The sequence below is a fragment of the Streptomyces sp. NPDC059355 genome, assembly GCF_042752335.1.
In the GTDB taxonomy this organism is placed as follows: Bacteria; Actinomycetota; Actinomycetes; order Streptomycetales; family Streptomycetaceae; genus Streptomyces.
In genome coordinates, this window is sequence record NZ_JBHYXN010000005.1 from 101,061 (window position 1) to 116,496 (window position 15,436).

The 15,436-nt window shown below is 72.9% G+C and carries 12 protein-coding genes; 8 read left to right on the plus strand and 4 right to left on the minus strand.

The genetic code is table 11. The features are described from left to right. Positions 1 to 266 precede the first annotated feature (266 nt). The 7 genes from ACFXGI_RS06950 (at position 267) to ACFXGI_RS06980 (ending at position 8,881) form a co-directional block, all read left to right on the plus strand. Entirely contained in the window at positions 267 to 1,700 is a 1,434-nt protein-coding gene (locus ACFXGI_RS06950) for a glycoside hydrolase family 16 protein (RefSeq protein ID WP_384704275.1), read from the plus strand. 28 nt (positions 1,701 to 1,728) lie between these two features. Further along, a complete protein-coding gene (locus ACFXGI_RS06955; protein WP_384704277.1) occupies positions 1,729 to 2,943 on the plus strand; it encodes a glycoside hydrolase family 64 protein in 1,215 nt (404 codons plus the stop codon). Between the two features lie 115 nt (positions 2,944 to 3,058). Beyond that, entirely contained in the window at positions 3,059 to 4,102 is a 1,044-nt protein-coding gene (locus ACFXGI_RS06960; RefSeq protein ID WP_384704533.1) for a LacI family DNA-binding transcriptional regulator, read from the plus strand. 217 nt (positions 4,103 to 4,319) lie between these two features. Then, positions 4,320 to 5,624 (plus strand): extracellular solute-binding protein, encoded by a 1,305-nt coding sequence (locus ACFXGI_RS06965; protein ID WP_384704279.1) that lies wholly within the window; start codon positions 4,320 to 4,322, stop codon positions 5,622 to 5,624. Next, positions 5,611 to 6,588, plus strand: a complete 978-nt coding sequence (locus ACFXGI_RS06970) for a carbohydrate ABC transporter permease (RefSeq protein WP_384704281.1) — start codon at positions 5,611 to 5,613, stop codon at positions 6,586 to 6,588. The genes ACFXGI_RS06965 and ACFXGI_RS06970 overlap by 14 nt, the downstream gene beginning before the upstream one ends. Further along, a complete protein-coding gene (locus tag ACFXGI_RS06975) occupies positions 6,585 to 7,418 on the plus strand; it encodes a carbohydrate ABC transporter permease (protein ID WP_384704283.1) in 834 nt (277 codons plus the stop codon). The genes ACFXGI_RS06970 and ACFXGI_RS06975 overlap by 4 nt, the downstream gene beginning before the upstream one ends. Positions 7,419 to 7,462: 44 nt before the next feature. After that, positions 7,463 to 8,881: a GH1 family beta-glucosidase gene (locus tag ACFXGI_RS06980; protein WP_384704285.1), complete on the plus strand. Its 1,419-nt coding sequence runs from the start codon at positions 7,463 to 7,465 to the stop codon at positions 8,879 to 8,881. Here ACFXGI_RS06980 and ACFXGI_RS06985 read toward each other — a convergent pair. The 4 genes from ACFXGI_RS06985 to ACFXGI_RS07000 form a co-directional block, all read right to left on the minus strand. Further along, on the minus strand, positions 8,853 to 9,485 hold the full coding sequence (locus ACFXGI_RS06985) for a HutD family protein (protein ID WP_384704287.1): 633 nt from the start codon (positions 9,483 to 9,485) through the stop codon (positions 8,853 to 8,855). The two genes, ACFXGI_RS06980 and ACFXGI_RS06985, sit on opposite strands and share 29 nt — an antisense overlap. 88 nt (positions 9,486 to 9,573) lie before the next feature. After that, on the minus strand, positions 9,574 to 11,322 hold the full coding sequence (locus ACFXGI_RS06990) for a glycosyl hydrolase family 18 protein (RefSeq protein ID WP_384704289.1): 1,749 nt from the start codon (positions 11,320 to 11,322) through the stop codon (positions 9,574 to 9,576). A 109-nt stretch (positions 11,323 to 11,431) separates the two neighbouring features. Beyond that, on the minus strand, positions 11,432 to 12,172 hold the full coding sequence (locus ACFXGI_RS06995) for a hypothetical protein (protein WP_384704291.1): 741 nt from the start codon (positions 12,170 to 12,172) through the stop codon (positions 11,432 to 11,434). Positions 12,173 to 12,328: 156 nt separating this feature from the next. Next, positions 12,329 to 13,060, minus strand: coding sequence for an NADPH-dependent F420 reductase (locus ACFXGI_RS07000; RefSeq protein ID WP_384704292.1), 732 nt, complete (start codon positions 13,058 to 13,060; stop codon positions 12,329 to 12,331). A 380-nt stretch (positions 13,061 to 13,440) separates the two neighbouring features. Between ACFXGI_RS07000 and ACFXGI_RS07005 the strand changes: the two genes are divergently transcribed. Beyond that, the gene (locus ACFXGI_RS07005) at positions 13,441 to 15,384 is read left to right on the plus strand and encodes a BTAD domain-containing putative transcriptional regulator (RefSeq protein ID WP_384704294.1); all 1,944 of its coding nucleotides are present in this window, start codon (positions 13,441 to 13,443) and stop codon (positions 15,382 to 15,384) included. The last annotated feature ends 52 nt before the right edge of the window (positions 15,385 to 15,436 follow it).

The window sequence follows — 15,436 nt, forward strand, 5'->3', positions numbered from 1 at the left end:
CGGCTTAATGCAAATTGCTATAGGCGGGCCCCCGGGGGGGGCGGGGGGGGGCCCCCCCCCCGTCCGGGGGGCTACCCCCCCCCCCGGGGGGGGGGCCGCGCGCCGGCGCCCCCCGCCCGTTCAGACGATGAACTCTCTCCGCCCGTATACCCGTTGACGGCTCCAAGTCTTGACGCCGGTGAGTGCCGGGAGCACAGTGGCCAGCGGCGCCGCTTGAGAGCGCTCTCAATCAGTGCGCCGCCTCCCCCCGAAGAGAGGGCACACCCATGCGTCTTCCCACCGGCAGAAAACGGCCGCCCTTCCGGCGCGCCGTCATCGCAGCGTTCGGCACGATGGCCGTGGCCGCCGCGGCCGCCGCCGTGGTCACCCTGCCCGCCAACGCCGTCGCTCCCCCGCCCCCGGCGGGCTGGTCCCAGGTGTTCCTGGACGATTTCAACGGGGCCGCCGGCTCCGGCGTGAACACCGCCGACTGGCAGTACACCACCGGCACCGGCTACCCGGGCGGCCCCGCCAACTTCGGTACGGGCGAGGTCGAGACGATGACCGCGAGCACCGCGAACGTCGCACTCGACGGCGCCGGGAACCTGCGGATCACCCCGCGCCGGGACGCCGCCGGCAACTGGACCTCCGGCCGCGTCGAGACCCGCCGCTCCGACTTCCGGCCCCCGGCGGGCGGCAAGCTGCGCACCGAGGCGCGGATCCAGATGCCGAACGTCACCGGCGCGGCGGCGAAGGGCTACTGGCCGGCGTTTTGGATGCTCGGCGCCCCCTACCGCGGGAACTGGTGGAACTGGCCCGGCATCGGCGAGATCGACATCATGGAGAACGTCCAGGGCATCAACAACGAGTGGGCCACGGTGCACTGCGGTACGAGCCCGGGCGGCCCCTGCAACGAGACCTCCGGCATCGGCGGCCAGCGCGTCTGCACCGGCACCACCTGCCAGGCCGGCTTCCACACGTACGCGGTGGAGTGGGACCGGTCCACGGCCGTCGAAGAGATGCGCTTCTACCTCGACGGGGTCGGCTTCCACACCGTCCGCGCGAACCAGGTGGACGCCGCCACCTGGACCAACGCCACCAACCACGGCTACTTCATCATCCTGAACGTCGCCATGGGCGGCGGCTTCCCGGACGCCTTCGGCGGCGGACCCGACGCGGGCACCCAGCCCGGCTACCCGATGGTCGTCGACTACGTGTCCGTGCTCAGCTCGACGGGCGGCACGACCCCGCCGACCACGCCCCCGACCACACCGCCGACGACCCCGCCCACCACCCCGCCGTCCGGCAACCGCGACGCGTACCGCGCCATCGAGGCCGAGTCGTACGACGGCCAGGCCGGGCTGGGGACGGAGACCACCACGGACAGCGGCGGCGGCCGGAACCTGAGCGCGATCGCGGGCGGCGACTGGGCCCTGTACAAGGGGGTGAACTTCGGCTCGGCCCCGGCGACGCAGTTCTACGGGCGGGTCGCGAGCGGGGCGGCCGGCGGGATCAGCGGACTGGTCGAGGTACGGCTGGACAGCCGTACGAACCCGCCGATCGGCAGTTTCTCCGTCGCCGACACCGGCGGCTGGCAGAGCTGGCGGACCGTCCCGGCGAACATCGGCGCCGTCACCGGCACGCACGACGTCTACCTGACCTTCACCAGCGGACAGGGCGCCGACTACGTCAACGTCAACTGGTTCGACTTCGGCCATTGACCGGATCGAGCGGACCGAGGAGACGCTCATGAACACACGCCGACCGCTCCCCCTGCCGGTGCTGGCCGCACTCATCGCCCTGCTGGGGTTCGTCCTGCCGGCCCCGGCCCGCGCCGCGGCGCACCACGCGCAGGCCGGGACCGGGAGCTTCCCGATCACCTTCCAGAACAACACCCGCGGCGCGTACGCCGATGCGCGGATCTTCGTCACCGTGCTGGGCCAGGTGACTCCGGGCCAGTGGTCGTACATGAGGCCCGACGGCTCCATGGCCCACATCAACCACCTCGACGCCACCGCGCCCGGGCACCTCACCAAGAAGGGCGTCGACTACCCCAACATGTCCTTCACGCTGGCCCAGGCCGGTGGGACGGTGCCCTCGCCGGCATCGATCCGCGGGGGCCGGATCTACGTCTCCCTCGGCTCGCCCCTCTTCCTCCCGGTCTCCCCCGACGACCAGGGCTGGGGCAGCCCGGACCTGCGCAATCCCGATGACCCGAACCGCGACGTGTACTACGACTGGTACGAGTACACGTACGTGCAGGGCCAGGTCGCGTTCGGCGGGAACACCACCCAGGTCGACCAGTTCGGCTTCCCGATGACCTCGCGGCTGCGCCAGACCTCCAGCGGCTACGACACCACCCGGGGGATCACCCGGACCCGCGCCGAGGTCATGCAGCAGTACGCGTCCTCCGTCGGGGCGGCCTTCAAGCCGCTGCAGAACGGCTACCGCATCGTCGCCCCGCGCTCCTCGAACCTGTTCCTCGCGGGCGGGCCGCAGCAGAACCACCTCACCGCCGCCATCGATCAGGCCTGGTCCCACTACGCCGCCCGTCCGTTCACCCTGACCCGGCTCGGCGAGACCTTCTCGGGACGGGTCTCGGGCTCCACGCTGACCTTCACCAAGAACGGCGTGGGCCCCTTCACCCTCCACAAGCCCACCTCGCCCGACGTCATGGCCTGCGCGGGAGCGCTGGCCTCCGGCAACGACACCGAGAAGCAGCTCGGAGCGGAGTTCTGCGCCGCGTTCAACAGGGGCGTCGCCCTCGACACCACCGCCTGGTACACCCCGACCGCGTACTACGGCGGGGCGGCGAAGAACGACTACGCGGGCTTCTTCCACACCGTCGGCCTGGACAAGCGGGCCTACGGCTTCCCCTACGACGACGTGGGCGACCAGTCCTCGGTCCAGATCCTCGGCAACGCCGAGCCGCCGACCGGGCTGACCCTCGGCATCGGCTGGTGACCGCCGCCCGTTCGCCGGGAGCGCTCTCAGGCTCCCGGCGGTACGGGTTACCCTGCTGTCCGCCGCGCCGACGGCCCCCGGACCCGCAGGAGGAGCGCCCGTGCCCGAACAGCCCGTGCCCGAACAGCTTCCAGGTCACCGCCCCACGCTGGAGGCCGTGGCGGAGCGCGCCGGGGTGTCCCGGGCGACCGCGTCCCGTGTGGTCAACGGCGGCGACGGCGTCCGCGCGCATCTGGTGGAAAAGGTCCGCGAGGCCGTGCAGGAGCTCGGGTACGTGCCGAATCCGGCGGCCCGCACGCTGGTCACGCGGCGCACCGGGGCCGTCGCCGTGATCATCGCGGAGCCGGAGATCCGGATCTTCTCGGACCCCTTCTTCTCCCGCCAGCTCCGCGGCATCAGCAAGGAACTCACCGCGCACGACACGCAGTTGGTGCTGCTGCTGGTGGAGGACCGGGGGGACTACGACCGTATCGAGCGCTACCTGGCCGGCGGCCACGTCGACGGGGCGCTCGCCTTCTCGCTGCACACCGACGACCCGCTGCCCGCGATCACCCGCCGCGTCGGCATGCCCACGGTGTACGGCGGCCGGCCGGGCTGGGCCCCGGTGTCCGGGGGGCACGGCGGGGTCGCGTACGTGGACGCGGACAACCGCGGAGGAGCCCGCGAGGCCGTACGGCACCTGCTGGACCGGGGCCGGCGGCGGATCGCGCACATCGCCGGTCCGCTGGACCAGACCTCGGCGGTGGACCGGCTCGACGGGTACCGGGACGTCCTGCTCGACGCCGATCCCGCGCTGATCGCGGAAGGGGACTTCACGGCGGCGGGCGGGGCCGAGGCGATGGCCGGGCTGCTGGAGCGCTGCCCGGACCTCGACGCGGTGTTCGCCGCGAACGACCTGATGGCGACGGGCGCCCTGCGGGTGCTGCGGGAGCGCGGGCTGGCCGTCCCCGGGGACGTGGCACTGGTCGGCTTCGACGATGCCGAGCTGGTGGCGGAGACGGCCGATCCGCCGCTGACGACCGTTCGCCAGGACATCGAGGGCATGGGGCGCCTGATGGCGCAGCTGCTGCTGCGCACCCTCGACAAGGCCCAGGGCGACCGGGCCGTGCCCGCCTCCGTGGTCACCCCGACGGCGCTGGTCCGGCGCGAATCCACCTGATGCGGCCGGGAGGCCGGAGGGAAGCGCCCGACCGGCAGGAGCGGCCTGAACTCGTCGCACCGCACGGGTGATTGTGGACGAATGGCTCCGTTGTGGCTACGACTCTTGACGGGGCCCGGGCTGTGGGTGCACGCTCCAGTCGCGTTCTGAGAGCGCTCTCAGAGCTGGCGCACTCCCACCCCCGCACCCTGCCCGTCCAGGCCAAGGAGGCCGCCCCATGTCGATCCCCCGAACCGTCGGAAGAACCGCGGTCCGCCTCGGCGCCGTCGCGCTCACCGGAGTGCTCCTGGCCGCCTGCGGATCCGGTTCGGGCGGCGGCTCCTCCGACGCCGCAGGCGGCGACATCACACTCACCGTCGACCTGTTCGGCGCCTTCGGCTACCAGGAGTCCGGGCTCTACGCCGAGTACGAGCGGCTCCACCCCGGCATCAAGATCAAGCAGACCGACACCGAGGACGAGCAGGACTACTGGAAGTCCCTCCAGACCCGCCTCGCGGGCGGCGGCGGCCTGGCCGACGTCCAGGGCATCGAGGTCGGCCGCATCGCCTCGGTGACCCAGCAGCAGGCCGGCAAGTTCGTGGACCTGAACCAGTACGGGGCCGGCGCCCTCAAGGAGGAGTTCGCCCCCGCCAAGTGGTCCGCCGCGACGACCAAGGACGGAAAGGTGATGGGCCTCGGCACCGATGTCGGACCCGAGGCCATGTGCTACCGCAGCGACCTGTTCCAGGCCGCCGGACTGCCCACCGACCGCACCGAACTGGCCAACCGGTGGGCGACGTGGGACGGTTACCTCGAACTCGGCCGCCAGTACAAGGCGAAGGCGCCCGCGGGCAGCGCCTGGCTCGACAGCGTGGGCAGCCTGAACGCGATCATGGTCGGGCAGGCGAAGGAGCGCTACTACGACTCCTCGGGCGCCCTGGTCTACGAGAACAGCCCCGCCGTGAAGGCCGCCTGGGACGCCTCGGTCAAGGCCGCGGGCGAGGGGCTCAGCGCCAAACTGGACCAATGGTCGCCGCCGTGGAACCAGGCGTTCTCCTCGGGATCCTTCGCCACCCTGCCCTGCCCCGCCTGGATGCGCGGATACATCAAGGGCCAGGCCGGGGACGCCGCCAAGGGCATGTGGGACGTCGCGAAGCTGCCCGGCGGCGCGGGCAACTGGGGCGGATCGTACCTGGCGGTCCCGACCGCGGCCGCCCACAAGAAGGAGGCGTACGAGCTGATCAAGTGGCTCACCGCGCCCGAGCAGCAGACCAAGGTCTTCCGCGGGCAGGGCAACTTCCCGTCCGCCACGAAGTCGATCGGCCGGATAGCCGATGCCAAGGACCCGTACTTCTCGGACGCGCCGATCGGGCAGATCTTCGGTGACGCGGCCGGGCAGGCCCCCGTCCAGGTGCTCGGCCTGCACGACAAGGACATCGCCGACCAGATCAACAACGCGCTCAGCGAGGTCGAGCGCAAGGGCACCGCGCCCGAGACGGCCTGGTCGAACGCGAAGAAGGCCGTCAAGAATGCCCTCGGCTGAGCCGCTGTCCCCGCAGGCGCCGCCGGTGCCCGCGACCGCCCCGAAGTCGCCGGAGCCACCGCCCCGGCGGCGCGGGCGGCCCGCCTCCCTGTCCCCGTACGCCTTCCTCGTCCCCTTCTTCACCCTGTTCGCCGCGTTCGGGATCTTCCCGCTGCTCTACACGGCGTACGTCTCCCTCTACCGCGCCGAACTCCAGACCCCGGGCGAGCTGGAGTGGCGCGGGCTCGGCAACTACACGGCGCTGTTCACCGATCCGTTCTTCTGGACGGCGCTGCGCAACACCTTCACCATCGGCGTGCTGTCCACCGTGCCCCAGCTGCTGATGGCCCTGGGCCTCGCCCACGTCCTCAACTACCGGCTGCGCGCCCGTACGTTCTTCCGCACCGCGCTGCTGCTGCCGTACGCCACCTCGGTCGCCGCCGCCTCGCTGATCTTCGCGCAGCTCTTCGGGCACGATTTCGGGCTGATCAACCGACTGTTGGACCTGGCGGGCATCCACCCGGTCGACTGGCAGAACGGTACGGCGGCCTCCCAGATCGCCGTCTCCACCATCGTCGTCTGGCGCTGGACCGGCTACAACGCGCTGATCTACCTGGCCGGCATGCAGACGATCCCGGCCGAGCTGTACGAGGCGGCCGAGGTCGACGGCGCCTCGCGCCTGCGGCAGTTCCTCCACGTGACCCTGCCCGGGCTGCGCCCCACGATCGTCTTCACCTCGATCGTCTCGACGATCGGCGCGACCCAGCTGTTCGGCGAACCGCTCCTGTTCGAGGGATCGGTGTCCGGCGGCATCTCGCACCAGTACCAGACCCTCGGGCTCTACATGTACGAGCAGGGCTGGGGCTTCTTCCACCTGGGCCGGGCGGCGGCCATCGCCTGGGTGATGTTCCTGCTGATCGTGGTGCTGGTCGGGGCCAACGCCTGGGCCGCGCGCCGCCGTTCCCGTAAGGAGGCCGGCCGATGAGCGCACACGTCTCCGCCCGGCGTGGCGGCAGACTCACGTACGCCGTCCTGATCTGCGCGGTGCTGGTCTCGGCCTTCCCGCTGTACTGGACCCTCGTCGCCGCGAGCCGCTCCAATGCCGAACTGGCCCGCCCCCTGCCGGCCTTGCTGCCCGGTCCGCGCCTCCTGGACAACCTCCGCTCGGTCCTGGACGAGGCGGCAATCGGCAAGGCGCTGCTCAACTCGCTCATCGTCTCGGGGGCGATCACCGTCGGCACGGTGCTGTGCTCCACGCTCGCCGGCTTCGCCTTCGCCAAACTCCGTTTCCGCGGCCGCGGGGCGCTGCTCGGCGCCGTCGTCGCCTCGATGATGATCCCGCCGCAGCTCGGGGTGATCCCGCTCTTCATGCTGATCGTCGAACTGCACTGGGTGAACCAGTTGCAGGCCGTCATCCTGCCCGGACTCGTCTCGGCCTTCGGGGTGTTCTTCATGCGGCAGTTCCTGGTGCAGTCGCTGCCCGACGAGCTGATCGAGGCGGCCCGGGTGGACGGAGCCTCGCACGCCCGGATCTTCTGGTCGATCGTGGTGCCGATCGCCCGCCCGGCCATGGCCGTCCTGGGCCTGCTGACCTTCATGACCGCCTGGAACGACTTCTTCTGGCCGGTCGTCGCGCTGTCCTCGCAGGAGCCGACTGTCCAGGTCGCGCTGCGCCAGCTGGGCGGCGGCTACGTCCACGACCAATCCGTGATCATGGCGGGCACCCTGCTCGGCACCCTGCCCGTGCTGCTGGTCTTCGGACTGCTCGGCCGCCAGATCGTCGGCGGCATCATGCAGGGCGCGGTGAAGGGCTGACGCAGCAGCCCCCGGCCCTCCCCTCATCTCTTTGGAGCCTTTCCATGACCACGCTCGACGCGTCCGCCTTCACGAGGACGGGGCTCGCCTTCCCGGCCGGTTTCCGCTGGGGCACGGCCACCGCCGCCTACCAGATCGAGGGCGCGGCCGCCCTGCACGGCCGGGCGCCCTCCATCTGGGACACCTTCAGCCACACCCCCGGCAAGGTCCTCAACGGCGACACCGGGGACACCGCAGCCGACCACTACCACCGCATGGCCGAGGACGTGGCCCTGCTCCGAGGCCTCGGCGTGAGCGACTACCGCTTCTCGGTGGCCTGGCCGCGGGTGCAGCCCACCGGCCGGGGGCCCGCCGACCGGCGCGGCCTGGACTTCTACGGCAGGCTCGTCGACGCACTGCTGGAGGCGGGGATCCGGCCGGTGGCCACGCTCTACCACTGGGACCTGCCGCAGGAGCTCGAGGACCTCGGCGGCTGGCCCGTACGGGAGACCGCCGAGCGGTTCGCCGAGTACGCGGGGCTCGTGGCCGCGGAGCTCGGCGACCGGGTCGCCAGCTGGACCACCTTCAACGAGCCCTGGTGCTCGGCCTTCCTCGGCTACTCCTCCGGCGTGCACGCCCCGGGGCGCACCGAGCCGGAGGCCGCGCTGCGGGCCGCGCACCACTTCAACCTGGCCCACGGCCTGGGCACGGCGGCCCTGCGCGCGGTCCTCCCCGCGCCGGCCGAGGTCTCCCTGACCCTGAACCTGCACGCGCTGCGGCCGCTGACGCGCTCGGACGCCGATCTGGACGCGGTGCGCCGGATCGACGCGGTGGGCAACAGGATCTTCCTCGATCCGGTGTTCCACGGGCGCCTGCCGGAGGACCTGGTCCGGGACACCGCCGGTGTGACGGACTGGTCCTTCGTCCGGGACGGCGATCTGGAGGCGGCCGCCCGGCCGATCGACTGGCTGGGCGTCAACTACTACTCCCCGACGGTGGTCGCGGCCGCCGAGCCCGGACCGGGCGTCGCGCCCGCCGGGCCCTCGCCGTGGGTGGGCGCCGAGGAGCACGTACGCTTCCTGCCGGCTCCGGGGCCGCGGACGGCCATGGACTGGCCCGTGGACGCGGGCGGTCTGCACGAGCTGCTGGTCCGGCTGCGCGACGAACTCCCGGGCGTGCCGCTGCTGATCACGGAGAACGGCGCGGCGTACGGGGACTACGCCGACCCGGAGGGCGATGTGCACGATCCGGACCGGATCGGCTATCTGCGCGGTCATCTGGCCTCGGTGCACCGGGCGATCGAGGACGGGGCGGACGTGCGCGGGTACTTCGTGTGGTCGCTGCTGGACAACTTCGAGTGGGCGTACGGCTACAGCAAGCGGTTCGGCCTCGTCCACGTGGACTTCGCGACCCAGCGGCGCACCCCGAAGGACAGCGCCCGCTGGTACGCCGACGTCATCGCGCGGGGCGGACTGCCAGCCTGACCACCGCAGCGTGACCCCGGGTGCGCAGGCCGAAGGTGTTGCCGCCGGTGATCCGGACCGCGTCGTACGGGCCGAGGGCGACGGGCCCGCCCCCGGGTCCGGCTCCGGCTCCGGGTCCGGCTCCGGGTCCGGCTCCGGGTCCGAGTTCCGCCGGCCCCTGCAGGGCCACGACCAGCAGGGTCTCCCCCGGCTCGGCGCGGAGCGCGAGGGCGCCCCGTACGACCGCGGTCCGCGCCCGCACCCGGTCCCGGCGGTACATCACGTTGAAGTTCACGACGGGCCCGTCGAGGAGCCTGCAGTCGGTGGGGACGTCGCCGGGGAAGTCCTGCGGTGCGCAGCGCTCGTCGACGAGGCGGCGGGCGCCGGCCACCGTGAGGTCCATGCCCGCACCCTCGGCCATGGTCAGCGTGCGGTCGACCCCGGGAAAGGCCGAGAACGGTCCGTCGGCGGCCACCTCCGCGAGGCTGATCCGCCACCCGAAATCGGCCATCGCGGCGCCCTCGGGCCAGGCGGCGATCTCGCGGGTCACCCCGCCGCCGTTCTTCCAGGCGACCGCTTCGCGGTCTCCCGCGCGCAGGATCCGGACCTCGTTGCCGCCGGCCATGGCGCTGTTCCTTCCGTCGGGTACGCACCGCCCGGCGCGGGGCGGTGCGTACCCGGGCGGCCTTGGCCGAGCCTATCGGCCCCGGGACCTACGCGAGCGAGAGGTCGTCCCCGTAGACCGCGCCCTGTCCGTACCAGCCGTGCAGGTAGACGGTGACCGTGCCGGAGGCGCCGGTCGTGAAGGGAACCGTCAGCTTCGACCAGCCGGTCGAGCTGGTCCACGCGCTGGCGCTCGCGCCGCCGCGGACGCCCAGGTAGGCGTAGCCGCCCTGGACCCACCCGGCGAGCGTGTACTTCGTGTTCGGGGCGAGGGCCAGGGTCTGGGCACACTCCCCGGTCCGGGAGGAGCTGGGTGCGGCCTTCAGGGCGTAGGAGCCCCCGTGCGCGGGGGTGCCCACGACCGCGCCGCCGCTCTCGCAGGTCCACGGGGCGAGCGCACCGCTTTCGAAACCGCCGTTGACCAGGGCACCGCTCCCGCCGCCCGGGCCGGAGACCGTGAGGGTGAAGGCGGCGGTGTGCGTGAGGCCACCCGAGGTGCCGGTGACGGTGATCGGGTACGTGCCCGGCGCGGCCGAGGAGGAGGCGGCGACCGTGAGCCGGGCCGAGCCCCCCGCCGTGACCGAGGCCGGGTCGAGGGATGCCGTCACTCCGGCGGGTGCCCCGGAGGCCGTCAGCGCGACGGTGTGCGCGGCGCCCGAGACGACCGCCGTGTTCACCGTGGCGGAGGTGGAGCCGCCGGGCGCCACGGAGGCCGAACCGGGCGCGACGGCGAGCGAGAAGTCGTCGGCGACGGGACCGCCGCCGCCCGTGAACGGCGCGAAGGTGTGGCTGAAGTACCAGGGGTCCTGGACGATGCCCGAGCAGGAGTCGGAGCCGCCGGTGCCGGGGCAGCCGCCGTTGTCGCGCTGGAGCGCCCAGAAGGACAGGGTGTTGATGCCCTTCTCCACCGCCCAGTCGCGGACGGCGGTGGCATCGGCGGTGGTGAAGGTCTCGGCGGGGCCGTAGTCGTCGATGCCCGGCATCTCGGTGACGCCGATCATGCCCCAGAGCTGGGCGGGGGTCTTGGCCGGGTACAGGGCGGCGAGCTGGTCGTGCAGACCGTCGGCGGCGGTCCGGGTGTCGGCCGCCATGTGGTGGGTGGCACCGTCGTAGTAGTCGAAGGTCATCAGGTTCACGACGTCCACCTGCGCGCCCGCCGTCCTGGCGCTCCTGAGGACGGCGAGTCCGCTGTTCGCGAGGCCGCTCGTGGTGGTGGGCAGGGTGTACGAGACCTGCAGCGGGCGGCCGTTCGCCGCGGCCCAGTCCTGGACCTTCTTGATCGCCTGGTTGCGCCGGTCGATACCCGCCTTGTCGGTCAGCGAGTTGTCCTCGATGTCCATGTCGAGCCGGGAGACCTCGTAGGTGGTGATCACCTTCTCGTACGCGGCGGCGATCGCGTCCACGCTGGTGCAGCTGTCGGCGATCTCGGTGCCGCCGTTGTCGGCCGCGTAGCCGCCGAAGGAGGGGATCACGTCGCCGCCGCGCGAGCGGATGGCGGCGAAGTCGGGGCCGAAGACGGAGGCGGAGACGGGCTGTCCCGTGTCGCCGTTCCAGTACGGGGTGCAGGAGCCCCTGGCCTCGGTCTGTACGAAGGCCATGGTCAGGTACTTGGCACCGGACTTCTGGGCGAGGTCGGCGGGGCTGTCGCCGTTGTACGCCTCGAAGTACGGGGCGAAGACGTGCGCGGGCAGCGGGGTCGCGGCGTGGGCGGCGCCGCCGGCCCCGAGGACGAGGCCGGCGGAGGCGAGGACCGTGGTCAGGGCCGCGGACAGGGCATGGAGGGGCCTTGGACGTCTCATCGATGCTCCCGGTGGGGCGCGAGCGAACGGGCGGACGCCTCATGATTGGTCTGGACCAGGCGTGGGTCAAGGGTCCGGACCTCTTCGGCTGCCGCGGCGGGAACGGGAGTTACACGAGGCGCCGGGTGGTGAGGGGCACCGAGACGTGTCCGGGGTGTTCGAAGTCGGCGGAGGTGCCCTCGGCGGCGTCCGCGTCGATGGCGTACACCACGAGCGGGCTGCTGCCGGTGGGACCCGTGGCGGTGGCGCGCAGCCGGTAGCGCTCGGTGCGGACGGCGTCGGGGGCGAGGGCGGCGCCGCCCGCGTAGAGGTGGGACGGCTTGGCGTCGGTGGCGATGCGCAGGTCCACGGCGCGCCAGGCGCCGGTGGCGGGGTCGCGGTGTTCCAGGACGAAGGGGGCGGCGGGTCCGGGGAGGTCGCCGGGCTCGCCGGTCAGCGGTTCCATCTGGAAGGCGACGAGCAGGTGCCGGTAGGCCTGGGCGTTGCCGTTGCGGACGGTGACCGTGAACTCCTGGGCGGGGCCGCCGCGGACCAGGTGCAGTGCGCCGCCGGGGGCGGCCGCGGTGAGCGACAGCCGGGTCGCGGGGGCCGGGGGCACCGCCGGCGCCTTCGCGGGCGCGGCCGGGGACGCGGCGACGGGGGTGGCGGTCGGGGTCGGCGTGGGCGCCGGCGCCGGCGTGGCCGGGCTGGCCGACGCGGTCGCCCCCGGGGATTCGGAGCCGGAGGGCGAGGGGCTCGACGACCGGGCGGGGGCGGCCGGGTGGTCCGGGTGGCCGGAGCAGGCCGTCAGGACGGCCGGGAGCGCCGCCAGTACCGCCGAGGCGATCAGGAGACGGGGTCTGACGTGCATGGTGGGCCCTCCAACGGCTCCGCGAGGGCAGGACCGTAGCAAGCCCGGCCCGCCGGGACGCAGGGGCGGCGGATGACACTTCGGTATCGGTTGGCCGCAGGGGGGCCCGGGGCGGGCGCGGGAGCCCCGTTATTCTCCCGCGCCCGCGCGGGACCGTCAGCCCTTGAAGGCCGCCTGGCGGACCGGAGACGCCTCGGCGAGGGCCTTCACGACCGCGTCGGTGCCCGCCCGGAGCCCGTACACAGGGGTGCCCGGCTGCTGGCGCCAGGAGTCGTCGATGCCGCCCGCGTCGACGGTGTCGAAGCCGAGCTCGTCGATGAGCTCCCGTACGGTCCGCTTCGCCTCGGCGTCGTCGCCGGCCACCGGGAGGGCGACCCGGTCCGGCGCCCCGGCCGGACGGTGCAGGGCCAGGATGTCCTCGGCGTACGTCCCGTTGAAGGCCTTGACCACCGGGTGCCCGAGGCGGCGCTGGCTCCAGCCGCTTTCGGTCAGCCCCTCGTCCTCGATCCCGGCGATGCGGCCGTCGCGCTGCTGCGGGTAGTAGTTCCCGGTCTCGATGAGGACGAAGTCCTTCGCCGCTGCGTCGAAGAGGCCTGCGGGCAGGTTCGCCACGTTCTTCAGGGGGACGGTGACCACGACGACCTCGGCGCCCCGCGCCGCCTCCGCGACGGTGACGGGCGTGGCACCGGTCTCCTTCGCGAGGTCGGCCAGGGTCTCGGGGCCGCGGGAGTTCGCCACGGACACCTCGTGTCCGAGGGCGGTGAGGCGGCGGGTGAGGTTGCCGCCGATGTTGCCTGCGCCGATGATGCCGATCTTCATGAGCTCTCCAGTGCGTGCAGGGTGGTCGGGTGCTGCGTGGAGTCCGAACCACCAGGCGCCGCCGCGCATTCCGCCTCCGGCCCTCCGGTCCCGCGGTTCCCCCGTACGAGTGGCCGGTTCCCGTCCGTACGAAATCGGCCAGGGAACTCCGGCGGCGCATGACTGGAAATCGACTTCGATAGCCGCGTGACGAGATCTGCACGGGGAATTCGTTTACACCTGAACATCCTCGCCAACCGGTGGTAACTTCACGGGACTCCAGAGTGACGGGAAGAAAGAGAATCGCGGTGCGGTCGAAAACAAGCCGTACACCACTCGACTTTCACAAGATCCCTTATGTAGTGTTTCATTCATTCGCCGCCCCACCGGGGGGCGGAGAGCAGGCACGGCCGACCACCGCCCCTGTCCTGCTCGTTCGCGAAATGTGTGACCCGACACGAGGGACCAGTATGCGGTTCCAGCTTTTGGGGCCGCTGAGTATTGCCCACGGCCCGGAAACCGTAGTTCTCAAGCCATCCAAGCCGACCAGCCTTCTCGCCGCTCTTCTTCTGCATCCCGGGGTCGTCGTTTCGACCACCTATCTCGTGAGCGCGGTGTGGGACGAGGAACCGCCGGCCACCGCGCGAGCCGCGTTGCAGACGTGCGTCCTGAGGCTTCGGAGGTTATTCACGAAGTACGGCATATCCACGACCACCATCGAGGCCGTGCCCGGCGGATACCGGATGCACAACGACACCGAGACCCTCGACCTCGTCCTCTTCCGCTCCCTGACCTCGCAGGCACCGGCCGCCGGCGGGCCGGGCGAGGAGCTGTACCGCCTGCGCGAGGCACTCTCGCTGTGGCACGGGCCGCCGCTCGCCAACGTGGCCTCGCGGATGCTCCGGCGCGACGCGGTGCCCTCGCTCGAACAGGAGCGGCTGCGCGTGCTGGAGCGGGTCTGCGATCTCGAACTCGCCGCCGGGAACTGCCATCAGGTGCTGGTCGACCTGTACGAGAGCGCCCGCCGGCATCCGGTGCGCGAACGCTTCACCGAGCAGCTCATCGAAGCCCTCTACCGCACGGGGCGACAGGCGGAGGCCCTCGCCGAGTACCGCACGGTACGGGACCGGCTGCGCGACGAGCTCGGCGTCGACCCGGGGGCCGGGCTGCGCCGTCTGGAACTGGCGATCCTGCGCGCCGAGGAGATCGGCGGGCCGGAAGCGGCGGCATCGGGTACGGCGCCGCGGTCCGCGGCCGGGCACGGAACCGGTCCTGGAACCCGGCCTGGGAGCGGGGCCGCGGCAGGCCCTGTCACGGCACCGGCCCCGGGGCCCGCGGTGCAGCCTCCCACCCGGCCCGAGCTGCCGCGCGCGGCCGCCGTCCCCGGGGCGCCGCCCGTCCCGTCGGCGCGGGAGGCCGGGCCCGCGGCGGACAGCGGCTGGCGCGGGGTGCCCGTGAAGGGCCGCCCCGGGAGACCGGGCCTGGCTCCCGTACCCGGGTTCGCCGGGCGGGAGGCCGACCGCCGGGCCATCGCCGCCCGGCTGACCTCCGCCGACGGGCCCCGGCTGGTCGTCGTCTCGGGGGCGCCCGGCATCGGCAAGTCGGCGCTGGCCCACCAGTGCGCGTACGAGGTCCGCGGCGAGTTCCCCGGCGGGGTCTTCACCCTCGCGCTGACCCGGCCCGACGGCAGCCCCCTCGCCCTGGACGAGGCCAGGGAACTGCTGCCCGGGCCCGGCGACGCCGAGGACGGCCGCCGGCTCCTGGTCCTCGACGACGCGGCCGGCGCCGGGCAGGTGCTGCCGCTGCTGCCCGCGCCCGAGGACGCCGCCGTACTGGTCACCAGCAGACGGGGGCTCGCCGCGGTCGTCGCCACGCACGGAGGCGCCGTCCACCGGCTGGACGTCCTCGGGCCGGACGAGGCGTACGCACTGCTCGCCGGGCTCGTCGGCGCCGACCGGATCGCGGACGAGGCGCAGGCGGCCGCGGAACTCGCCGACGTCTGCGGGCACTTCCCGCTCGCCCTGCGCATCGCGGCCGGCCGGCTGCTGACCCGGCCCGGCCTGTCCGTGGCCGACTGCACCGCCTGGCTCGCGGAGGAGCCATCCGCCCGGCTCGCCCTCGCCGAGGATCCGCGGCTCTCCGTACCGGAGGTGTTCGGGCAGGCCGTCGGGGCCCTCTCGCCCGAACTGCGCGAGGTCTTCCTCCGGCTGGGCACGCTCGGTCCGCGGGCCCCCCTCGCGGACGCCGGGTCCGAGACCGAGCTCGAACAGCTCGTGGAGGCCGGGATGCTGGAGGACGGGCCACCGGGCAAGCCGCCGTACCGCCTCCATTCCTTCCTCCTCGTCTACGCGCGTTGGCTGGCCCGCGGGCCCCTCCCGGCGCCCACGGCCCCCACCGCCCCCGCCACTCGCTGACCTCGCCACCCTCCTCCTCCCCGCGCCTCCCTCCGTCGTCCCCCTCCACCCA